A 22,359-nucleotide genomic window follows, 5' to 3' on the forward strand; every position below is an offset into this window, starting at 1 on the left:
AAAACAACTAGTCTTAAAATGACAATAACAGGCAAAGAATAAGGCCGTAATTAAAAATGATGATCAAGTCTTTCATGCCCTTGCTGATGATCACGATGCTGGCAGGGTGCAGTACGCAACAGGCACCTGAACAAAAAGCGCAGCGCGCAAAAGTGGACCCGACAAGCTCGCTCAATATGGAGCACTTGTGTAAGGGTAAAGCGGCGGAGCGGTACAATACTGGTGCAGAGAGCGTGGACGTTACGGGGTTCGAGCAGTTCCAGGGCAGCTACGAGCTGCGAGGCTTTACGCCACATAAAGAGAGTTTCGTCTGTTCTTTCGATGCAGACGGCCAGTTTTTACACCTTTCGATGCGCTGAGTGGCGGCGATGGCGGGAGGAAAAGTCTCACGTTTCCCCAATATTCCCTCAATTTTCCGCAAACAACGTCCATTCATACTGTATATCTCGCATCCAGCGGGTATACTTGACCCTTCCTTAAATCCACACGTATCCAGCACGAAAAATTATGCAAAAGTTTGATACCAGGACTTTCCAGGGCCTGATCCTGACCTTACAGGATTACTGGGCTCGTCAGGGCTGCACCATTGTTCAACCACTGGACATGGAAGTAGGCGCTGGCACCTCCCATCCGATGACCTGTCTGCGCGCGCTGGGCCCAGAGCCGATGGCCACTGCGTATGTGCAGCCGTCCCGCCGCCCGACCGACGGTCGCTATGGCGAAAACCCGAACCGCTTACAGCACTATTACCAGTTCCAGGTGGTGATTAAGCCATCGCCGGACAACATTCAGGAGCTGTACCTCGGGTCTCTGAAAGAGCTGGGTATGGACCCGACCATTCACGACATTCGTTTCGTGGAAGACAACTGGGAAAACCCAACGCTGGGTGCCTGGGGTCTCGGTTGGGAAGTGTGGCTGAACGGCATGGAAGTGACGCAGTTCACGTACTTCCAGCAGGTTGGCGGTCTCGAGTGTAAGCCGGTTACCGGCGAAATCACCTACGGTCTGGAACGTCTGGCCATGTACATTCAGGGCGTAGACAGCGTTTACGACCTGGTCTGGAGCGACGGCCCGCTGGGTAAAACCACCTACGGCGACGTGTTCCATCAGAACGAAGTGGAGCAATCCACTTACAACTTCGAATACGCGGATGTCGACTTCCTGTTCTCCTGCTTCGAGCAGTATGAGAAAGAAGCGCAACAGCTGCTGGCGCTGGAAAACCCGCTGCCACTGCCTGCCTACGAGCGTATTCTGAAGGCCGCTCACAGCTTTAACCTGCTTGATGCGCGTAAAGCCATCTCCGTCACCGAGCGTCAGCGCTACATTCTGCGCATTCGCACCTTGACCAAAGCGGTGGCTGAAGCCTATTACGCTTCCCGTGAAGCCCTTGGCTTCCCGCTGTGCAACAAGAATAAATAAGAGGCGGCCATGTCTGAAAAAACTTTCCTGGTGGAAATCGGCACCGAAGAGCTGCCACCAAAAGCCCTGCGCAGCCTGGCGGAATCTTTTGCTGCGAACGTTACTGCGGAACTCGATAACGCAGGCCTGGCTCACGGCAACGTTGAGTGGTTTGCGGCCCCGCGTCGTCTGGCGCTGAAAGTTGCCGCGCTGGCGGAATCTCAGCCCGATCGCGAAGTCGAAAAACGTGGCCCGGCCGTGTCTGCTGCATTCGATGCAGAAGGCAAACCGAGCAAAGCGGCTGAAGGCTGGGCGCGTGGCTGCGGTATCACCGTTGACCAGGCCGAGCGCATGGTCACCGATAAAGGTGAATGGCTGCTGTACCGTGCGCATGTGAAAGGCGAAAGCGCCGAAGCACTGCTGCCGAACATGATTGTCTCGTCACTGGGCAAACTGCCGATCCCGAAACTGATGCGCTGGGGCGCGTCCGACGTGCAGTTCGTGCGTCCGGTTCACACCGTGACCCTGCTGCTCGGCGATAAAGTCGTACCTGCGAAAATCCTGGGTATCGATTCCGATCGAGTTATCCGCGGTCACCGCTTTATGGGCGAGCCAGAATTCACCATCGACAACGCCGATCAGTACCCGCAGATCCTGCTGGAACGCGGCAAAGTGATGGCGGATTACGAGCAGCGTAAAGCCAAAATCAAAGCGGATGCTGAAGAAGCGGCGCGCCAGATTGGCGGTAACGCTGACCTGAGCGAAAGCCTGCTGGAAGAAGTCACCTCGCTGGTCGAATGGCCGGTAGTACTGACGGCGAAATTCGAAGAGAAATTCCTCGCCGTTCCGGCTGAAGCGCTGGTGTACACCATGAAGGGTGACCAGAAGTACTTCCCGGTCTATGGCAACGACGGCAAGCTACTGCCGAACTTCATTTTCGTCACCAACATCGAATCGAAAGATCCGGTGCAGATTATTTCCGGTAACGAGAAAGTGGTTCGTCCGCGTCTGGCGGATGCGGAATTCTTCTTCAACTCCGACCGTAAAAAGCGTCTGGAAGATCATCTGCCGCGTCTGCAGACCGTGCTGTTCCAGCAACAGCTGGGCACGCTGCGTGACAAAACTGACCGTATTCAGGCCCTGGCGGGCTGGATTGCGGGCCAGATTGGCGCTGACGTTAACCACGCGACCCGCGCGGGCCTGTTGTCCAAGTGCGACCTGATGACCAACATGGTGTTCGAGTTTACCGACACCCAGGGCATCATGGGCATGCACTATGCGCGTCACGACGGCGAAGCCGAAGACGTAGCCGTTGCGTTGAACGAGCAGTATCAGCCGCGTTTTGCGGGCGATGATCTGCCGTCTAACCCGGTAGCGTGCGCGGTGGCGATTGCCGATAAGATGGATACCCTCGCAGGTATCTTCGGTATCGGCCAGCATCCAAAAGGCGACAAAGATCCGTTCGCCCTGCGTCGTGCTGCGCTGGGCGTGCTGCGTATCATCGTTGAGAAGAACCTCAACCTTGATCTGCAAACGCTGACCGAAGAAGCGGTGCGTCTGTACGGTGACAAGCTGACCAACGCCAAGGTTGTCGATGAAGTGATCGACTTCATGCTCGGCCGTTTCCGCGCCTGGTATCAGGACGAAGGTTACACTGTCGACACCATTCAGGCGGTGCTGGCGCGTCGTCCGACCCGTCCGGCTGATTTCGATGCTCGCATGAAAGCCGTGTCGCACTTCCGTTCTCTGGACGAAGCCGCTGCGCTGGCTGCTGCTAACAAGCGTGTCTCCAACATTCTGGCGAAGTCTGACGAAACGCTGAACGACGTGGTTCACGCTTCAGTGCTGAAAGACGCGGCGGAAATCAAGCTGGCGACGCATCTGGTCGTTCTGCGCGACAAACTGCAACCGTTCTTCGATGAAGGTCGTTACCAGGATGCGCTGATTGAACTGGCTTCCCTGCGCGAACCGGTGGACGAGTTCTTCGAGAACGTGATGGTCAACGCCGACGAGAAAGACGTGCGTATCAACCGTCTGACGCTGCTCAGCAAGCTGCGCGAACTGTTCCTGCAGGTAGCGGATATTTCCCTGCTGCAGTAATCGGTTATACGTCTAAAGCAACCCGCCGAAAGGCGGGTTTTTTTTGCTGATAAAGTTCTAAAGCGCCCGGCGGCGCTACGCTTGCCAGGCCTACGTTCCGTCCAGTGCCTTGATGTTGTCGGCCCTATACGCGTCTGCGCGTTAGTACGCTCCCTCCAGAGAAACGATCCCGTCCTCCGTTTTCAGCCAACGCGGCGCTTTCAGCGTTCCGGCGAAATAGAACACCAGTTGATACAGTAAATCACGGATTGTCCGTTCGGTTTTCGTCGCCAGCGAACCGCTCAGCAATAGCTGGGTTAAAGCCTGACAGTAATCGCCTAGCTGGTCGGCTTCCATTTCCAGCGTCGGAAGGTCAGCAGGTATCTCCTCAACGGTCAGGCTGGCGACCAGATACGTCGGGATGGGCTCGAGCAGCGTGGGTTGCAGCAGGTCGAGACAGGCCGACAGTCGGCCGCACAGCGCCATTTTCTGCGCCGGATCGTCGCATTCCACTATTACTTCCACGAAACGTTCGCAGTTGTCTGCCAGTTCGGTGAAATCGGTTGTAGATGTAAACGGCACGGTAAACAGCATGCCGTCGAGAGTTGGGGTTATCGCCATAGTGGCAGCCTCCGATGAGTGTTTTATTATCCCCACCGGAAAGGTCAATTCCCTGGTGGCGGACTGAGCGAAGTTGACCTTACCGGCCTCATCGGATACCGGCGCACCCGAAGGTGCCCTCACTCAGCCCACCATTGAGGTGTAGCAGAGCTCACGACATAACAGCTATGTCGCCGATGATGTTGGCAGGAGGTCAATCCCGACACCTGATGTGCAGGTGCGAAGCGACAATACTGCTGACCGAAATCGGCGACAACGTTTTTCCACTGTATAAGTGTGGATATTATCATTTCCTGAAGCATGCCCGCAAAACACTGCCAGCACGCATATTTCAGACAAATGTTATGGCACGAAAGTAAGAGTGTGGCTTATGTCTCAAAGAGATACACCTTCTTAAAGGTACTTAACATGCGTAGATATCGTGGCGTAATTACGGCAGCGGTTACCGCTCTGAGCCTGTCTCATCAGTAATGAATCGTCTTCGGGCGATTCGTTACCCCGGGTATTTTCTGAAGCGTGTTCGCAAAACTCACCTTTAAACTATCGTCTGTGTTGTTATTGCGTGACGGCAAACTTTGGGTTTGCTACTACAAGAACCGGATATGAGACCAACGCACTCTGGCAGATACTGAATTGCCATCTGTGTGAATTTTGCGCATACTAATGACATGTGCATTTTACACGTGTAATTGAGGCCTTTTATGCCAGGTATGAGTGTTCGACATAAAAAAACAGTCAGCGTGACCCTGGAGCCAGCATTACTTCAGCAGGCCCGAGAGGCCGGTATCAACCTGTCGGCAGTCCTGACTGCGGCACTGCAACAGGAGATAAGTGCTTCTGGGGCTGAACGTTGGAAACAAGAAAACAGAGCTGGCCTGCAGGAACTCAATCGTATAACCGATGAACAGGGCTTACTGTCGGATGATTACAGGACGTTTTAATCATGCAATATGTCGTCTACCGTAATAATGGAAATAGTCAGGTATACCCTTTTTTGCTGGATGTTCAGAGCGACATCATCGAGGAACTCACTACCCGAGTCGTTATCCCCTTGTATCCGCTGAGCCGACTCACGACGAAACCGGTCAGACGCCTGACACCGATCCTGAACATTGAAGGTAATGATTATCTGGTGATGACCCACGAAATGGCCAGTATCCGTCTGACCCAGATAGGTGATGAGGTGATGAATGCGCGACCCTACCGGCAGACCATCAAAAATGCGCTGGATTTCATCTTTGACGGCTTCTGAGCATTTATCAAAACAGAATTTACTGGCCAACATTTAGCCTTGAAACCCCGCCCAAATTACGGGTATCCTGTCTCTCGACTTTTCTCTTCTCTCTGGAGCGCATCCCGAAAATGAACAATCACGACTGATGAATTCGGCCCTGGCATAACGCAATCGCGTTGGCGGGGATGGTTTTTGATTTCATTCAGGAGTGCTTATGGCTCATTTTTGTGCGCAATCCCCTGCGTTTATTTTGCATCAAGTCACCTGTCAATTTGCGACGGGCGATATTCTTTTTGGTCCTGTTGATCTCTCGCTTGAGCGTTCGCTTTGCGGCTTAGTTGGGCGCAACGGCAGCGGAAAAACTCGCCTGTTGCAGCTGCTTGCAGGCGCCGAAAAGCCTGCCCACGGGCATATCGAAAATTTTTCGACGGTGGCTTATGTCGCTCAGCAACCGCTGCTTTCTGCGCAAAGTACGCTGGCTGATTTACTCGGCCTGACGGAGATATTTTCCGCGCTGCGTCGGGTAAACAACGGTGAGATGCAGCCCGAAGATAGCGATATCCTCGACGGTCACTGGGATATCACCGAACGCCTGAGTACGGCGTTTGCAGCGTTGTCGCTACCCGAGTTTGATGCTTATCGTCCGGCTTCTTCATTGAGCGGCGGCGAACGCGTGAAGGCGTTGCTGTGCGCCGCGTTTCTTTCCGGGGCTGATTTTCTGCTGCTCGACGAACCGACTAACCATCTGGATAGTGCCGGGCGGGTGTGGTTTTATCAGCAGCTTGCACAGTGGCGCGGCGGGGCGCTGATTGCCAGCCACGATCGCGACTTACTGGCGCAGGTGCCGCATATTCTCGAGCTCTCCGCCGGGAATTTGCGCCATTACGGCGGTAATTTTGATGTGTACCAGCAGCAGCGAGAGGCCGAACAGCAGGCGGCCCGTTCGGCGCTCGAACATGCGGCAACCGAGCGGCGACGTACCCGCGCCCGGTTGCAAAAGGAGCACGATAACAGCCAGCGACGCTCTGCGCAGACCCTTCGCACCGTGGATTCCCTGAACATCGCCTCGTTTGAGCGCGTGGCCTATAAAGGCGCGGCCAAAGCCCGGCCCGGCACTTTGCGCCGTCAGCATCATGAACAGAACGAAGCGTTGAACGCGGCGGTTAACCATGCGCGTGAACGCGTGGAGGATGAAACGCCGGTGATGATGACGCTGCCGGGCAACCAGGTTGCAGCGGGCAAACAGGTTCTGGAGGTTAACGATCTGGTCCTGGCGCACTCCCCAATTGCGCCGCTGAACTGGCGCATGGATGGCCCCATGCGCGTGGCGCTGCGTGGGCCAAACGGCTGCGGGAAAACCACGCTGTTGAAAACGCTTCTCGGGCTGGAAGTGCCGGTGAGCGGTAGCTGTCATCTATCGGTAAATGCGGCCTGGCTCGATCAGCATCTGAGTCAGTTCAGCCTGTCGCTGTCGGTGATGGAGCATCTGAGTCTGGCGGATACGCCGCTGGAAGAAGGGGTGCTGCGCAGCCGCCTGGCGCAGCTGCAGTTGACCGCGGATAAAGTGGGTTTGCCGCTGTCATCATTGAGCGGGGGCGAACGCCTGAAGGCCGCGCTGGCCAGCGTGCTCTGGCGGCGGGAAGCGACCCAGCTGTTGCTCCTGGATGAGCCGACCAATCACCTGGATCTGGCCTCGACGCAGGCGATAGAAGCCGCGCTGGCGAACTTCCCCGGCGCGATGCTGGTGGTCTCTCATGACGAGGCTTTTTTACGCGGGCTGAAATTGACGCACACACTCGAATGGCAGGCGACGGGCTGGGTATTCACGGCGCGGTGATCAAAAACCCCCGCAGTTGCGGGGGTCAGTTAACACCGTTATTTCATAAGCTGTCTGGTCAATCGGGGATCAGCCTGGATCAGACGCATCAACTTTAGCTCGGCAGGTGAGGGTTTTTCTCGTCTCGATTCCCACTCATGTACCATTGCTACGCTGACGCCCATCGCGCGGGCAAAATCATCGATCTTCAAACCGGAGCCTTTACGCAGTTGCTCAAACTCAGTAAAGGCTGTGGGCTTTTGGGTCAGGGTCATTCTCTGTGAATCATCTTTGAAAACAATTTGTTCAAGACTGCTCAGCAGTTCGTACATAGGGTCTTTATTTGTCATTGATAACTCCTCTTTACCCTTCAGACTTCAAGCTGTAGGTGCGTTGACGCCATCTGCTCACCCCAGCCACTTACTGGAGTAAGCGCCTGGGAGTTCTCAGGTTGTCGCCTGCCTGCAACTCGAATTATTTAGGGTATACATCTCACAGTGGGCACGTGAACAACAAAGAGCTTATTAAGGATAGTCAGTAAAAAGGGTGAGGGGTGGTCACGGGGGTGATTATTTGTGCGGTATCTTTTGCGTGACCCGATTCAGCCTTTCGTAGGGGTCGACTAATTATTTGATAAAGATACGGGAAAGTTGTTCAGCGCAATTTTTGTAAATCGTAAGTAAAAATGTGGCAAACGGCGGGCGCTGACACCCGCCGTTTACCCGTCAGGCCTTTTGTGTCGCCTTGCCAACCGATGCGGCAGTGTTTTCAACCGGGCGATCGGTTTTGGTCATGGCGTATTTCACCATCAGCGCGGTGGCGGAGAGCAGCGCCGGGATCGCCAGCAGCATGAAGATGGTTTCAAACGATAGTTGCGCCTGCATCAGGAACACGCCGCTGAACGCCCCCAGAATGCCGCCGAAACGTCCAATGCCCAGCATCCACGCCACGCCCGTGGCCCGGCCCTGCGTCGGATAGAACCCAGCCGCCAGGGCAGGCATGGAAGACTGCGCCCCGTTCATGATGCTGCCTGCGATGAATACCATTACGCCCATCAGCACCAGGCTGCTGGTGGAGAACCCGACCAGGCAGACGAACACGCCGGTCAGCAACCAGCCCACCGCGACCACTTTGTTCGGGTTAAATTTGTCCATTAGCGCCCCGAGTATCAGCACGCCAATTCCGCCGCCGAGTGGGAACAGGGCAGTAATGATGGAAGCCTGACTCATACTGGCGCCCGTTTCACGGATAAGCAGCGGCAGCCAGCTGGTCAGTAAATAGAAAATCAGCAAGCCCATGAAGTAGGTCAGGCACAGCATCACCGTGCCGAGCGCGTAGCGGGGCGAGAAAATGACCCCCAGCGCCGATTTATCCTGTACCCCGCCCGCTTCGTGCAGCACAAAGCGCGTGTCGGCGGCGATCGGCGCAATACGACGCAGAATGGTCGCCACCTGCTGCTGCGATTTGTTTTTCGCCACCAGATAACGCGCCGATTCCGGCAGCAGGAAAATCAGCACAACGGCCAACACCAGCGGCATCACCCCGCCGAGGATCAGCACGCTTTGCCATCCGTACTGCGGAATTAACCACGCGGAGATAAACCCGCCGAGCGAGGAGCCAATCGGGAAGCCGACGAACATCAGGTTCACCAACAGGGACCGACGCCGTTCCGGGGCATATTCGCTCATCAGCGTGGCGGCGTTGGGCATTGCGGCACCGAGGCCAAGCCCGGTGAGGAAGCGCAGCAGCGTCAGCTGGTTGAGGCTAGTGGCCGCGGCGGTCATCAGGCTAAAACCCCCGAAGACCACAATGGAGAGGATCAGCACTTTTTTACGGCCAATGCGATCCGCCATCGGACCTGCGGTCAGTGCGCCGACGGCAAGCCCGACCAGCGCGGCGCTCATCACTGGGCCTAACGCAGATTTTTGTACGCCCCATTCCTGCACGAGGTCAGAGGCGATAAAGCCGATAATAGCGGTGTCAAAACCGTCCATCGCTACGGTAATGAAACACAGCACGAGGATCATCCACTGGAATTTGGTGAAGGGATTCTCGTTAATAAAGGCCTGGATATCGGTTGTTGTCTTTTTCATATCGCGATTCCTGGGAGGTAAGTTGTGCGATTATCGAACGTAAATCCGTTAATCGTTCATCAATAAAACCATCAGGACGCTTTTTCGACAACGTGCTGGCCGGGGGAAGCGTGCGATTATCGTCCGGTGGGCTGACATCAGCGCCAGTGAGCTTAATAAATCCTTATTGATTCATTACGTTATAGTCATTGATGAGGGAGCCGGCAATATCATTAATTGTGATGCGGGCAACAAATTATTAACATTACGTCGTAAGTGAGGAAAGCGTGCGACTTTTCCCAACGCGAATGAAGGAAAGGGTATCCTGCAAGGCTTGTGTCGACTATCCTTGTCAGCGTCAGGCACGTGTGTGTGCCAGTTTGCGCTTTTTTTTGGCTGAAGGAGTATGAAAATGGCGACAGGAAAGTCCTGCTCTCGCTGGTTTGCGTCTATTGCGGCGTTATTGATGGTAGTTAGCCTGAGTGGGTGTTTCGATAAAGAAGGCGATCAACGCAAAGCGTTCATCGACTTCCTGCAAAATTCCGTGATGCGTAGCGGCGAACGTCTGCCAACGCTGACCACCGATCAGAAAAAACAATTTGGTCCGTTCGTTTCCGATTACGCCGTGATTTACGGTTATTCTCAGCAGGTGAGCCAGGCGATGGATGCCGGTCTGCGTCCGGTTGTGGACAGCGTGAATGCGATTCGTGTGCCACAGGATTACATGACTCAGCGCGAACCGCTTCGTCAGGCTAATGGCGCGCTTGGCGTGTTGAGCCAGCAGCTGGAAAACGCCAAAATGCAGGCGGATGGTGCGCATTCAGCACTGAAACAGGCTGACGATCTGAAGCCGGTTTACGACCAGGTTTACAACAAAGTCGTGACCCTGCCAGCGAACGCAATTCAGCCGCTGATCCCTGCCGCACAGATCTTCACCCAGCAGCTGGTGCAGATTGGTGATTTCGTGGCACAGCAAAATACGCAGGTAAGCTTCGTGGCGAACGGAATTCAGTTCCCGACGTCTCAGCAGGCGAGCCAGTACAATACGCTGATTGGCCCTCTGGCCGCTCAGCACCAGGCGTTTAATCAGGCCTGGAGCGCGGCGGTTAACGCCACGCGTTAAGCATTAAAGCCGGGTGGCGTCCTGTCACCCGGTCTCTTTCTCATTTCACCTGCGGGTTCACGCAGTTCTTCTCAATCTTTCCGTTTAACGCATCAATCAGGTTATCAACTGCCGTGGCCGCCATGTTGTAGCGTGTCTCATGGGTGGCAGAACCGATGTGCGGCAGCGCCACGACGTTCGGCAGCGTGAGCAATTCTGACGACATCGGCAGCGGCTCCTGCTCGAACACATCCAGACCCGCCGCATGAATTTCTCCTGCTTTTAACGCAGCGATTAACGCGTTTTCATCCACCACCTGACCACGTCCGGCGTTAATGAAAATGGCCGATGACTTCATTTTGGCAAACTCGGCGGCACCGAACAGATGACGGGTTTCATCGGTCAGCGGCAGGATAGAACAGACAAAATCGGCTTCCTGAAGCAGGGTGCCGAGGTCGCAATGGCGCGCGTTAAAGCGCTCCTCTGCCTCTTTATGCTGACGGCGAGCGTTGTACAACACCGGCATCCCGAAACCGAAATGCGCACGCTGTGCCAGCGCTAAGCCGATGCGGCCCATCCCGACGATACCGATGGTTTTGTGGTGCACGTCGGTGCCAAACCAGTCCGGGCCAATGCCTTTGGTCCATTCGCCCGCTTTCACGCGTTCGGCCACTTCAAGCACCCGGCGCGCGCTACTCAGGATCAACGCCATCAGCGTATCGGCCACGGTTTCCGTCAGGGCGGTCGGGGTGTGCATCAGCAAGACGCGGCGGGCGTTCAACGCATCGACGTCGAAATTGTCGTATCCGACGGAAATGGTCGAGGTAGCACGCAGGGCAGGCATGTTATCCAGCAGCGCCGCATCGACCTTTTCGCTTGAGCCAAGCAGGCCCACGGCATTTTTGAACGCGTCGGCATTTTTCTGAACGGTATCCGCGTCCAGATTCGGCACTTTTGTGACTGAAAAATGCGCCTCAAGGCGGCGTTGTAAATCGTCAGGTAATGATTTGTAGAGAATGACGGACGGTTTCATTCCTTGCTCCAGATAAAGGGTTTAGGCGTGGCGTGCGCCGACGGGAAGCTTTTGATTATTAGCAGGCTTAACAATTAAAGTCAGCCACACTGAGACGAAAAGTGCCACCCCCATAAATATGTAGGAGGCAGACGGCGAGCCGGTGGCGCCGTTGAGGTAGCCGACAAACCACGAGCCGAAGAACGAGCCGAGCGCCCCCATGCTGTTGATCAGCGCCATCGCGCCACCGGCTACATTACGCGGCAGCATCTCCGGCACTATGGCGAAGAACGGCCCGTACGGCGCGTACATCGCGGCACCGGCAATCACCAGCAGGCTGTAGGACATCCAGAAGTGATCGGCCCCGACAGCCCAGGAACCGATAAACGCCAGGCCGCCAATCAGCAGCAATGGCCAGACGAACAGCTTACGGTTTTGCATCTTATCGGAGGCCCAGGAGGCGAGGATCATGGCGATGGTGGCGGCCAGATACGGCACCGCCGACAGCCAGCCGACTTCCACCATCCCTAAATTTTCACCGCCGCTGCGGATAATGGACGGCAGCCACAGCACGAAGCCGTAAACCCCGATGCTCCAGGCGAAATATTGCAGGCACAGCAGAATCACGTTCCGCGAGCGGAAGGCTTCGCCGTAGTTACGCACCGCTTTGATGCCCTGCTGTTCCTGATTGAGCTGCTCCTGCAACGCAGATTTCTCTGTCTCGGAAAGCCAGCCCACCTGCGCAGGTTTGTCTTTCACCAGCACCCACCAACAGAAAGCCCAAATCACCGCCGGGATACCTTCAAAGATAAACATCTCGCGCCAGCCGAAGGACTGAATCAGATAGCCCGACACCACCGACATCCACAGCACCGTCACCGGGTTGCCGAGGATCAGGAAAGTATTGGCGCGTGAGCGTTCTGATTTGGTGAACCAGTTGCTGATGTAAATCAGCATCGCCGGCATCACCGCGGCTTCGACCACGCCCAGAATAAAGCGGATCGCCGCCAGCATCGGGATATTGCTGACCATCCCGGTCAACGAAGCGCAGCCGCCCCACAGGATCAGGCACACAAAAATCAGTTTGCGCACGCTGCGGCGTTCGGCATACATCGCGCCGGGGATCTGGAAGAAGAAATAGCCGAGGAAAAACAGTGCGCCGAGCAGCGAAGAAACGCCTTTGGTGATGCCGAGGTCGTCGTTGATCCCCGCGGCTGAGGCGAATGAGAAGTTGGCGCGGTCGAGATACGCCAGGCTGTAGGTGATAAATACGATGGGCATGATGTACAGCCAGCGCTTCATGGCAGAATTTGAACGGTTCATAAGCGTGCCTCTGTTACTGAGGAAATGGCTACCGCGGTATGTAGGGTACAGGGTAGCGTTGTTTGGGTGTTTCGGTTGCTGCCGTCCGGTGTGTGATAAAGGGATTACCCGGCCTCGCCGAGCGCTTCCCGGGTGGGTAATCCTTCGCTGTCGCCCTGGACCTGAATCGCCAGCGAGCCAATTTTGTTACCGCGCGCCACCGCCTGCGGCAGAGTTTTGCCTTCGAGCAAGGCGCTGATGGTGCCAACCGCGAAGCCATCGCCTGCGCCTACGGTATCGACGACGTTCTCCACTTTTTCGGCGGTGACGCTGCCGTGTTCGCCATCCGCGCTCTGGAACCATGCGCCGTCGGCCCCGGTTTTAATCACCACCGCTTTTACGCCGCGGCTCAGGTAAAAATCAGCAATGCCTTCCGGCGTGCGCTGTCCGGTCAAAATAAAGCCCTCTTTCAGCCCCGGCAGCACCCAGTCGGCCTGACAGGCGAGATGATTCAGTTTCTCGACCATTTCCGCTTCGCTTTTCCACAGCACCGGGCGCAGGTTGGGATCAAAAGAGAGTGTTTTCCCGGCGCGTTTCATGCTATTCGCGGCGTGATTGAGCAGCTCGTAGGCGCTGTCAGATAACGCCGCCGCCACGCCGCTGAGGTGCAAATGACGGGCCGACAGAAAGTGTGCGGAATCGAAATCATCTTTGCTGAGATGGCTGGCAGCGGAGCCTTTGCGGAAGTATTCCACAATGGGATCGGTTCCATTTTCGACTTTAGATTTCAGCTGAAAACCCGTCGGATAACGCCCGTCGACGGTGACACCCGCACGAACGATGCCTTCCTGTTTGAGCGAGTCCAGCACGAACTCGCCGAAGCTGTCATCGCCCACCCGGCTGACCCAGCTGACGCTCAGTCCGAGACGCGCCAGGCCGGTGGCGACGTTTAGCTCTGCTCCGGCCACGCGTTTGATAAACGACTCTACCTGGCTAAGCGGCCCAGTTTTCTGGGCGACAAACATCGCCATAGCTTCACCGATAGTGATCACATCCAGTGTCTGATTCATGCTTATTCCTCGCGTAACCAGCGGACATAGCGTCGGGTAACGACCACCAGGTCGTCGCCTTCGAGTGGAAATTCGATCCCGCGCGGGACGTCGTCAGGCAGGGCGTTGAGCAAGGCGGCCCAGCGCGGGTTATCGTCCGGCGTTATCGCCCGCCAGCCGTCATGATGCGGTTCGGCGGCTTTGACGTGAACGTATCCCACGCTCGGGGCCAGCAAGTGTGCGGCCTGTTCCGGGGAATCGCCCAACCACAGCCAGTTGCCCATATCAAACGTCAGACGAATCGGTAATGAATGTACGCGAACGGCGGCCTGGAAGCGCTGCATCGGGGCCAGTTTGCCGCAGTCGGTCTGGTCATTTTCAATCACCAGCGCCACCGGGCTGTCGGCCAGAATAGCGCGCAGCGTGTCCAGCGCGGAAGGCTGCGTGAAATGACCTAAAGAGAGTTTCAGCCAGGCGGCGTTCAGGGCCTGGGTTTCCAAAAGCAATGCGCGGAGATTGGGGTTCAGGCTGCCGTCGGTTTCAAACAGCCCTTCCGGCGCGGAATAGCAGGCCATCAGGTTATGCTGAGAGATGTCAGCCGCCAGTTGAGGCAGGGCGTCGATCTCCTGCGGGGCAAACAGTTCACGGCGGATTTCGACGCCGTCGGCGCCTGCTGCCGCAATGATGGACAGCACGCCGCGCTGCCCTCCGAGGGCCATCACGCGGTCGCGGCCATAGGCGGCGGTTACGACGATGATTTTTCTTGCCATTCGGGACTCCAGAGCGAAATAAGAGTGGGTTTCTCTGTATTACGCTAGATGGAACCGGTTCCAAAGAAAAGGCAGCGTGGTCTATTTTATGATCGTCATCACAGGAGAATTAGCGGCTGGTGGATCCCCGGACGATCAGTTCGCCGGAGAAAACCTGTTCGCGGATCGGGTCACTGCTGCCTTCGATCCGGCGCACCACCTGCTCTACGGCGGCATAGCCGATTTTCCAGGTAGGTTGTTTGAGGGTGGTAATGCCGACACCCGCCAGCTCTGCCCATTCGAGTTCGTCAAAACCGAGCAGGCCGATGTCGCTGCCCCAGTGCAGGCCCAGGCGTTTGAGCGACCGCGCCACCTGCAGCGTCAGCGCGCCGTTGGCGGAAATTACCGCTTTGCGCATTCCGCGATGGGTGGCGTGGAACTGGCGCAGGGCGTTATCGATGAGCGCGCCGTCGTTCAGCGGCACTTCGGCGTTTTCGGCGCTGATGCCCGGATAGCGGGCCAGCGTGTTGCGATAGGCGGTCAGGCGTTCGCGTCGGGTATTGACGCTTCCGAGCGGTTCGCTGAGAAACAGCAGGGCTTCAAACCCCTGATCGACAAGGTGCTCGGTGGCGGTAGTGGCGGCCTGGGTGTTATCCAGCCCGACCACATCGCAGGCAAAATCGGGAATTTTTCGGTCGATAAGCACCATCGGCAAAGCCGACTGTTGCAGGCGACTCAAGCCTTCTTCGTGCATCCCCACGGCATTCACCACAATGCCTTCCACCTGATAACTGCGCAGCAAATCGAGATAGTGCCGTTCCTGATCCACTTCGTTATTGGTGTTACAGACCAGCGGCGTAAACCCCTGTTCGCGGCAGGCGGCTTCAATCCCGCTAAGGACGTTAACGGAATAGGGATTGGTGATGTCGGCGATGATCAGGCCGATAAGACGCGTGCGGCCATGCTTCAGGCCACGCGCCATCAGGCTTGGACGGTAGTCGAGTTCGGCAATGGCGTGTTCGATTCGCGCCAGAAGGGCGTCTGAAAGCAGATGCTTTTCGCCGTTAAGATAACGCGAAACGCTGGTCTTTCCCGTTTTTGCTGCTTTCGCCACGTCGCTGATGGTGGCTCGCGCCTTGTTCGCCATGAGGGCTTCCTTCACCTGAATGTGTGAACACCTTAGCGCGAAAAAAAGCGATGGCAAGCCGTTAATGGCAGAGTTGGCGGGCGTTTACGTCGCAAGCGTGGGCCGGGGGTGGCGAAACCCTCCCCGGCACATCGATTACTGCAGCGGACTGAGGGTGATTTCTACGCGGCGGTTCTGCGCTTTCCCTTCGGCGGTGCTGTTGCTGGCGATAGGATTCGCTGGTCCCATTCCGCTGGTGCGGATACGGTTCGCGGTAACGCCCTGGGTGATAAGGGAGCTGGCCACTGAATCGGCACGCTGCTGAGACAGGCGCAAGTTCAGGTCCTGACCGCCGGTGCTGTCGGTGTAGCCAACCACGTTAACCGCGGTTTTTTCGTACTCTTTCAGTACCATCGCCACGCCAGTCAGGGTGTTGGCCCCGGCCGGTTTGAGGTTGGCGCTGCTGCTGTCAAAGGTCACGTTGCTCGGCATGTTCAGCACGATGTTGTCACCGTTACGGGTGACGCTGACGCCTGTGCCCTGCATTTTCTGGCGCAGTTTAGCTTCCTGAACATCCATGTAATAACCTGCGCCACCGCCAACGGCTGCACCTGCTGCGGCACCAATCAGCGCGCCTTTACCACGGTCTTTCTTCGAGGAAGAAAGCATGCCGATACCTGCCCCCGCCAGTGCGCCAATACCTGCGCCGATGCCGGACTTACCGGCTTCACGTTCGCCGGTGTAAGGGTTGGTGGTACAGCCTGAAAGGGCCAGCGCGCCGCTTACCATAGCGGCAATCATGATTACGCGTTTTTTCATCTTATTTCCTTAATCCTTTTTATTCTTTGCCACGGCGTCCGCGGCGGTTGATTATGACGCGTGTTTGCTGGGAAAATTCCAGGAGCAATCTTTAATTTTGTAAATAAATTGAACACTGATGAAAAAATCAGCGTCGTAACACCTGCATCCGCTAATCAGGAGCCTGTTTTGGCCAACTCATCTGCAACAAAAACCATTCTGACCGCCGCCCACTGGGGGCCCATGCTGGTCGAAACCGATGGCGATACCGTGCTGACATCTCGCGGTGCGCTTTCAGGAACCTTTGAGAACTCGCTGCAAAGCGCGGTGCGCGACCAGGTGCACAGCAAAACACGGGTGCGTTATCCAATGGTGCGTAAAGGTTTTTTGGCCTCGCCGAACAGTCCACAAGGCGTGCGCGGGCAGGATGAGTTTGTTCGGGTTAGCTGGGATGAGGCGCTGGATCTTATTCATGCTCAGCATCAACGTATTCGCGAGACACACGGCCCGGCGTCGATTTTCGCCGGCTCCTACGGCTGGCGCTCTAACGGCGTGCTGCACAAAGCGGCGACGCTGTTACAGCGCTATATGAGCCTGGCGGGCGGTTATACCGGGCATCTGGGGGATTATTCCACCGGCGCAGCGCAGGCGATTATGCCGTACGTGGTCGGTGGCAATGAGGTGTATCAGCAGCAGACCAGCTGGCCGCTGATTCTGGAACATACCGACGTGGTGGTGCTGTGGAGTGCGAATCCGCTGAACACCCTGAAAATTGCCTGGAACGCCTCCGACGAGCAGGGCATGACCTTCTTCGACAAGCTGCGTAACAGCGGCAAGCGACTGATTTGCATCGATCCGATGCGTTCGGAAACTGTCGATTTCTTCGGGGAATCGATGGAGTGGCTGGCCCCGCACATGGGCACCGACGTGGCGCTGATGCTTGGCATTGCCCATACGCTGGTGGAAAACAACTGGCACGATACGACGTTCCTGGCGCGCTGCACCACCGGCTACGCCCAGTTTGCCGAGTATCTGACCGGCGAGCGCGACGGCGTGGCGAAAACCGCCGAATGGGCGGCTGATATTTGCGGCATTGATGCGGAGAAAATCCGTGAACTGGCTGAGATATTCCATCAAAACAGCACCATGTTGATGTCCGGCTGGGGGATGCAGCGCCAGCAGTTTGGCGAGCAGAAGCACTGGATGCTGGTCACGCTGGCCGCCATGCTCGGCCAGATTGGCACGCCGGGCGGTGGTTTCGGTCTCTCTTATCACTTCTCCAACGGCGGGAACCCAACCCGACGCGCGGCGGTACTGGCCTCGATGCAGGGCAGCGTCGCCAACGGCACTGATGCGGTGGATAAAATTCCGGTGGCGCGCATTGTCGAAGCGCTGGAAAACCCCGGTGCGCCGTATCAGCACAACGGCATGGACCGACACTTCCCGGATATCCGTTTTGTCTGGTGGGCGGGCGGCGCCAACTTTACCCATCACCAGGATACCAATCGCCTGATTCGCGCCTGGCAGAAGCCGGAACTGGTCGTTATCTCTGAGTGTTTCTGGACCGCCGCTGCACGCCATGCGGACATCGTGCTACCGGCGACGACCTCGTTCGAGCGTAACGATTTGACCATGACCGGGGATTACAGCAACCAGCATCTGGTGCCGATGAAACGCGTGGTCGCGCCACGCGATGAGGCGCGGGACGACTGGGAAGTGTTTGCCGAACTGAGTGAACGCTGGGAAGCGGGCGGCTGGGAACGCTTCACCGAAGGCAAAAGCGACCTGGAATGGCTGGAAACCTTTTACGAGATTGCCGGGCAGCGCGGCGCGAGCCAGCAGGTAACGCTTCCTCCGTTCCAGCAATTCTGGGAAGCCAATCAGCTGATTGAGATGCCGGAGAGCGAGCAGAATGCGAAGTTCATCCGGTTCGCCGCCTTCCGCGAAGACCCGCAGGCCAATCCGTTAAAAACCGACAGCGGAAAAATTGAAATTTATTCCCAGCGGATCGCCGGTTTCAATTATGCCGATTGCCCGGGGCACCCGACCTGGCTTGAGCCGGACGAGTGGCACGGTAATGCGCAGGCAGGGCAGCTACAGTTGTTGTCGGCGCATCCGGCGCACCGTTTGCACAGTCAGTTGAATCACACGCGGCTGCGCGAGAAATACGCGGTGGCGGGGCGTGAGCCGTTGACGCTGCATCCTGATGATGCGAAAGCGCGGGGTATTGCCGACGGTGACCTGGTGCGCGTGTGGAACGGGCGAGGACAGGTGCTGGCGGGCGCGGTCGTGACCGAGGGTATTCGTCCGGGCATTATCTGTCTGCACGAAGGGGCGTGGCCGGATCTCGATAATCAGGCCGGGGGCATCTGTAAGAATGGCGCGGTAAACGTGCTGACCAAAGATCTCCCAAGTTCGAAGCTCGGCAACGGTTGTGCGGGAAATACCGCGCTGGCGTGGCTGGAGAAATACCACGGGCCAGCGCCTACGCTTACAGCATTCGATCCGCCTGCCAACGCATAATCCAGGTCGGCTGTTGGGTTTCATCCTGCCATGCGCTGTCCTGAATACGGAACCCCAGCGCATGGTAGAAATTCACCGCCCGGCTGTTCTTCTGGTACACCTCGAGGCTTAATTCCGGGTAGCGGTCGCAGACAAACGCGAGCAGCACCCGGCCAATGCCGCGCCCGATACAGGCGGGTGCGACAAACAGCGCGCCGACAAAGCGCTGGTCCATCACGCTGATAAACCCCTGCACCACGCCGTCTTCTTCCCACACCCACGTATGCGCCGCGGGCAGGTATACGTCACGCACCAGCGGCTCGCTCTCATGCCAGTAGCTTTCCTCAATAAACGGATGCGCGAAAATAGTGCTCTCCAGCCACAGCGTCAGCAGGGGCTGGCGGTCGCTACTTTGCCATTTGCGGATCATCGTCGCCTCCAGGATGGCAGAAGCACGCGGTGACATGGTCGTTGACCAGCCCGCAGGCCTGCATAAAGGAGTAGCAGATGGTGGTGCCGACAAACTTAAAGCCGCGCTTTTTCAGCGCTTTTGCCAGCGCATCCGACGCCGGTGTGCTGGTGGGGATCTCGGCCAGCGTCGCGGGGTGCATGACCTGCGGATGGTTATCGACAAACGACCAGACGAAATCCGCGAACGGTTCACCGTTGGCTTCCATCGCCAGAAAGGCACGCGCGTTGCCGATGATGGCCTGAATTTTTCCCCGGTGGCGAATGATGCCCGCGTTCAGCACCAGTTTTTCGACATCGGCTTCATCCATGGCCGCCACTTTTATCGGGTCGAAGTGGTGAAATGCGTCACGATAGTTTTCCCGTTTTTTCAGCACCGTTATCCAGGACAGCCCGGCCTGCTGGCCCTCAAGGCAGATCATTTCAAACAGCTTTTGGTTATCCCGCTGGGCCACGCCCCATTCGCTATCGTGATAGGCAATGTAAAGCGGGTCCTGACTTACCCAACCGCAACGTTCCATCTCACTCTCCCACTTTTTTGATGTCGATGAAGAAATGTTCAACCTGCCTTGACGGCAGAAATAAAAAGACAATATTTAGTAATACGCACTCGCGTAAAAAAATCATAACAACAATGCCGGATTCGGCTCTTTCGGAGTCGCCAATGAATAGTAAAAGATGCAATGGCTACCGGGGTGGTATCTACCCGGCATCTGTTTTTGTGTGGATGTCACTTGCGACATCAGCTTTTGCCTGGCAACAGGAATATATCGTTACTGACCCACAAAGTAATATGCCGGAACGCTATACCTGGGATAGCGATCACCAACCGCGTTATGACGACATTCTGGCGGAACGCATCAGCGCGGCGCAAGTTCAGCCGGGTATGGCGATGAATCAGCCGGATGATACCCCGCTGGATGCGACTCGCACGCTGAGCATGGTCTGGAATATTCCGTTATCCGCTCTGTTCACGACCGGGCCGGTGGCGAGCTGGCATTATGATGGGTCTGCTACTTCGACCTGGAATGAATTTGGCGACAGCGGGACCAGCACCACCGCGCTGACCGACCCGATGTGGCACGCCAGCAGCAGCACGCTGGGCTGGCGTCTCGATTCGCAGCCGCTGTGGGGCGTGCATCCGTGGGCGCAAATCAGCTACAACCAGCAGTTTGGCGATAATCAATGGAAGTCGCAGTCGGGCCTGAACCGCACCCCGACATCCACGCAAGACGGGAACTGGGTCGACGTCACCGTGGGGGCCGATATGCTGCTTAATCAGCACGTGGCGGCGTATGCGTCGCTCTCCCAGGCCGATAATATGAGTGAAGGCGCCAACTATCTCTACATCATGGGATTGAGCGCCCGTTTTTAACAAATTATTATCGCCATAAATACATCTTCAATTCCATTTCGTTACAGTAATGTCGCGCTCTGCCGTGATAGTTAACACTAACTTTTTCCTCGTTTTTATTTTGGCAATGTCATTCATTCCCCTCTCAATGCATTTCATTCCGCACTGACGGCAGTTCATGCTTTTTTTACCCCGCCTGAAATGCACTTCGTTATTTTAGCTGCAGTTAATTTTGATAAGGCCTATACGCCCATGAATACTGCAATCCGCCCTTCTACCCGTTGGCTGACGCTGGTCGGCACCATCATCACTCAATTCGCACTTGGCTCGGTGTATACCTGGAGCCTGTTTAACGGTGCGCTGTCCGCCAAGCTGGATGAGCCTATCAGCCAGGTCGCGTTTTCCTTTGGTCTGTTGAGCCTCGGTCTGGCGATTTCCTCCTCCGTGGCCGGTAAACTGCAAGAGCGTTTTGGCGTGAAGCGCGTCACCATGGCCTCCGGGATCCTGCTCGGCTTAGGCTTCTTCCTCACTGCACATGCTAACAATCTGATGATGCTGTGGCTGAGCGCCGGGGTGCTGGTCGGTCTGGCGGACGGGGCGGGTTATCTGCTGACGCTGTCCAACTGCGTGAAATGGTTCCCGGAGCGTAAAGGGCTGATTTCCGCGTTTTCCATTGGCGCGTATGGCCTGGGTAGCCTGGGCTTCAAATTCATCGACAGCCAGCTGCTGGCGAGCGTTGGCCTGGAAAAAACCTTCATCATCTGGGGCGCAATTGTGCTGGTGATGATTGTATTCGGTGCAACGCTGATGAAAGATGCGCCGCTGCAGGAAGTTAAAACCACCAACGGCGTGGTAGAGAACGATTTCAGCCTCGCGCAGTCAATGCGTAAACCACAGTACTGGATGCTGGCGGTGATGTTCCTGACAGCCTGCATGAGCGGTCTGTATGTGATTGGTGTGGCGAAAGATATTGCCCAGGGCATGGTGCATCTGGACGTGATGACGGCGGCGAACGCGGTCACCGTGATTTCCATCGCCAACCTGAGCGGTCGTCTGGTGCTCGGTATTCTGTCTGACAAAATTGCCCGTATCCGTGTGATCACTATCGGTCAGGTGATTTCCCTGGTCGGCATGGCGGCGTTGCTGTTCGCTCCTCTGGACGCAACGACCTTCTTCGCCGCGATTGCCTGTGTGGCCTTCAACTTCGGCGGCACCATCACCGTATTCCCATCGCTGGTGAGTGAGTTCTTCGGCCTGAATAATCTGGCGAAAAACTACGGTGTGATTTATCTCGGCTTCGGGATCGGCAGCATCTGTGGTTCGATCATTGCGTCACTGTTCGGCGGTTTCTACGTGACCTTCTGCGTCATCTTCGCACTGCTGATTCTGTCTCTGGCGCTGTCGACCACTATTCGCCAGCCTAATCGTGAAGTGTTTGAAGAGGCTCATGCCTGATATTGAAGGGCATAACTCCAGTCGGTAACACATTCCTGCCATAAATCTTTCGATCCGGGCTATTATTTTTGTAAATATTGCCCGGATCACACTTCCTGATGACACTTTTCTCCCGCGCTATGGTCTACTCACTGCGCTTATAGACGTTTCTTATAACTGTTCCTTACGCGATTCCTTAATCTCCTTACTATCACGCCGATAGCTAAGTCGGTTTTTTGTGCC

At 56.3% G+C, this 22,359-nt stretch carries 21 protein-coding genes; 10 read left to right on the forward strand and 11 right to left on the reverse strand.

Going from position 1 to position 22,359, the window contains the following annotated elements; translation table 11 throughout:
- Positions 1-56 precede the first annotated feature (56 nt).
- The 3 genes from A8O29_RS01405 (at position 57) to glyS (ending at position 3,498) form a co-directional block, all read left to right on the forward strand.
- On the forward strand, positions 57-359 hold the full coding sequence (locus A8O29_RS01405) for a YsaB family lipoprotein (RefSeq protein ID WP_125354350.1): 303 nt from the start codon (positions 57-59) through the stop codon (positions 357-359).
- Between the two features lie 148 nt (positions 360-507).
- Positions 508-1,419, forward strand: a complete 912-nt coding sequence (gene glyQ / locus A8O29_RS01410; RefSeq protein WP_110510263.1) for a glycine--tRNA ligase subunit alpha — start codon at positions 508-510, stop codon at positions 1,417-1,419.
- Between the two features lie 9 nt (positions 1,420-1,428).
- Positions 1,429-3,498 carry a glycine--tRNA ligase subunit beta gene (gene glyS / locus A8O29_RS01415; protein WP_125354351.1) on the forward strand — a complete coding sequence of 690 codons (2,070 nt, stop codon included), beginning with the start codon at positions 1,429-1,431 and terminating at the stop codon, positions 3,496-3,498.
- Between the two features lie 141 nt (positions 3,499-3,639).
- On the opposite strand, the gene A8O29_RS01420 is transcribed toward glyS, so the two are convergent.
- Positions 3,640-4,098 carry a hypothetical protein gene (locus A8O29_RS01420; RefSeq protein WP_125354352.1) on the reverse strand — a complete coding sequence of 153 codons (459 nt, stop codon included), beginning with the start codon at positions 4,096-4,098 and terminating at the stop codon, positions 3,640-3,642.
- Positions 4,099-4,799: 701 nt separating this feature from the next.
- On the opposite strand from A8O29_RS01420, the gene A8O29_RS01425 reads away from it, so the two are divergent.
- The 3 genes from A8O29_RS01425 to A8O29_RS01435 all read left to right on the forward strand — a co-directional run bounded on the left by A8O29_RS01425 (position 4,800) and on the right by A8O29_RS01435 (position 7,169).
- The gene (locus A8O29_RS01425) at positions 4,800-5,039 is read left to right on the forward strand and encodes a type II toxin-antitoxin system CcdA family antitoxin (protein WP_125354353.1); all 240 of its coding nucleotides are present in this window, start codon (positions 4,800-4,802) and stop codon (positions 5,037-5,039) included.
- A 2-nt stretch (positions 5,040-5,041) separates the two neighbouring features.
- On the forward strand, positions 5,042-5,350 hold the full coding sequence (locus A8O29_RS01430) for a CcdB family protein (protein ID WP_125354354.1): 309 nt from the start codon (positions 5,042-5,044) through the stop codon (positions 5,348-5,350).
- A gap of 196 nt (positions 5,351-5,546) precedes the next feature.
- Positions 5,547-7,169: an ATP-binding cassette domain-containing protein gene (locus tag A8O29_RS01435; protein ID WP_125354355.1), complete on the forward strand. Its 1,623-nt coding sequence runs from the start codon at positions 5,547-5,549 to the stop codon at positions 7,167-7,169.
- A 38-nt stretch (positions 7,170-7,207) separates the two neighbouring features.
- On the opposite strand, the gene A8O29_RS01440 is transcribed toward A8O29_RS01435, so the two are convergent.
- Together A8O29_RS01440 and A8O29_RS01445 are read right to left on the reverse strand one after the other, a co-directional pair.
- The gene (locus A8O29_RS01440; RefSeq protein ID WP_110510257.1) at positions 7,208-7,498 is read right to left on the reverse strand and encodes an HTH-type transcriptional regulator; all 291 of its coding nucleotides are present in this window, start codon (positions 7,496-7,498) and stop codon (positions 7,208-7,210) included.
- 375 nt (positions 7,499-7,873) lie between these two features.
- Positions 7,874-9,241: an MFS transporter gene (locus A8O29_RS01445; RefSeq protein ID WP_125354356.1), complete on the reverse strand. Its 1,368-nt coding sequence runs from the start codon at positions 9,239-9,241 to the stop codon at positions 7,874-7,876.
- 391 nt (positions 9,242-9,632) lie between these two features.
- On the opposite strand from A8O29_RS01445, the gene A8O29_RS01450 reads away from it, so the two are divergent.
- The gene (locus tag A8O29_RS01450; RefSeq protein ID WP_110510255.1) at positions 9,633-10,343 is read left to right on the forward strand and encodes a DUF3053 domain-containing protein; all 711 of its coding nucleotides are present in this window, start codon (positions 9,633-9,635) and stop codon (positions 10,341-10,343) included.
- A gap of 40 nt (positions 10,344-10,383) precedes the next feature.
- Here the strand turns inward: A8O29_RS01450 and ghrB are convergent, their stop codons facing one another.
- From ghrB to A8O29_RS01480, 6 genes are all read right to left on the reverse strand, one after another.
- Positions 10,384-11,355: a glyoxylate/hydroxypyruvate reductase GhrB gene (ghrB, locus tag A8O29_RS01455; protein ID WP_125354357.1), complete on the reverse strand. Its 972-nt coding sequence runs from the start codon at positions 11,353-11,355 to the stop codon at positions 10,384-10,386.
- A 21-nt stretch (positions 11,356-11,376) separates the two neighbouring features.
- Complete coding sequence (locus A8O29_RS01460; protein ID WP_125354358.1) at positions 11,377-12,657, reverse strand: MFS transporter; 1,281 nt, start codon at positions 12,655-12,657, stop codon at positions 11,377-11,379.
- A 104-nt stretch (positions 12,658-12,761) separates the two neighbouring features.
- A complete protein-coding gene (locus A8O29_RS01465; RefSeq protein WP_125354359.1) occupies positions 12,762-13,706 on the reverse strand; it encodes a sugar kinase in 945 nt (314 codons plus the stop codon).
- A gap of 2 nt (positions 13,707-13,708) precedes the next feature.
- A complete protein-coding gene (locus A8O29_RS01470; protein WP_125354360.1) occupies positions 13,709-14,455 on the reverse strand; it encodes a sugar phosphate isomerase/epimerase family protein in 747 nt (248 codons plus the stop codon).
- A gap of 109 nt (positions 14,456-14,564) precedes the next feature.
- Positions 14,565-15,581 carry a LacI family DNA-binding transcriptional regulator gene (locus A8O29_RS01475; RefSeq protein ID WP_110510250.1) on the reverse strand — a complete coding sequence of 339 codons (1,017 nt, stop codon included), beginning with the start codon at positions 15,579-15,581 and terminating at the stop codon, positions 14,565-14,567.
- Between the two features lie 135 nt (positions 15,582-15,716).
- Complete coding sequence (locus A8O29_RS01480; RefSeq protein WP_125354361.1) at positions 15,717-16,379, reverse strand: OmpA family lipoprotein; 663 nt, start codon at positions 16,377-16,379, stop codon at positions 15,717-15,719.
- Between the two features lie 168 nt (positions 16,380-16,547).
- Here A8O29_RS01480 and A8O29_RS01485 point away from each other — a divergent pair, with 168 nt between their 5' ends.
- Entirely contained in the window at positions 16,548-18,881 is a 2,334-nt protein-coding gene (locus A8O29_RS01485) for a molybdopterin guanine dinucleotide-containing S/N-oxide reductase (RefSeq protein WP_125354362.1), read from the forward strand.
- Here A8O29_RS01485 and A8O29_RS01490 read toward each other — a convergent pair.
- Both A8O29_RS01490 and tag read right to left on the reverse strand, forming a co-directional pair.
- Positions 18,850-19,290: an N-acetyltransferase gene (locus A8O29_RS01490; protein ID WP_125354363.1), complete on the reverse strand. Its 441-nt coding sequence runs from the start codon at positions 19,288-19,290 to the stop codon at positions 18,850-18,852. The two genes, A8O29_RS01485 and A8O29_RS01490, sit on opposite strands and share 32 nt — an antisense overlap.
- A complete protein-coding gene (gene tag, locus A8O29_RS01495) occupies positions 19,268-19,849 on the reverse strand; it encodes a DNA-3-methyladenine glycosylase I (RefSeq protein ID WP_125354364.1) in 582 nt (193 codons plus the stop codon). The genes A8O29_RS01490 and tag overlap by 23 nt, the downstream gene beginning before the upstream one ends.
- 143 nt (positions 19,850-19,992) lie before the next feature.
- Here tag and A8O29_RS01500 point away from each other — a divergent pair, with 143 nt between their 5' ends.
- On the forward strand, positions 19,993-20,703 hold the full coding sequence (locus A8O29_RS01500; RefSeq protein WP_125354365.1) for an autotransporter domain-containing protein: 711 nt from the start codon (positions 19,993-19,995) through the stop codon (positions 20,701-20,703).
- Positions 20,704-20,934: 231 nt separating this feature from the next.
- The gene (locus A8O29_RS01505; protein ID WP_125354366.1) at positions 20,935-22,137 is read left to right on the forward strand and encodes an L-lactate MFS transporter; all 1,203 of its coding nucleotides are present in this window, start codon (positions 20,935-20,937) and stop codon (positions 22,135-22,137) included.
- Positions 22,138-22,359: the final 222 nt, after the last annotated feature.

Origin of the sequence: Scandinavium goeteborgense (genome assembly GCF_003935895.2) — a bacterium.
Classification (GTDB): Bacteria; Pseudomonadota; Gammaproteobacteria; order Enterobacterales; family Enterobacteriaceae; genus Scandinavium; species Scandinavium goeteborgense.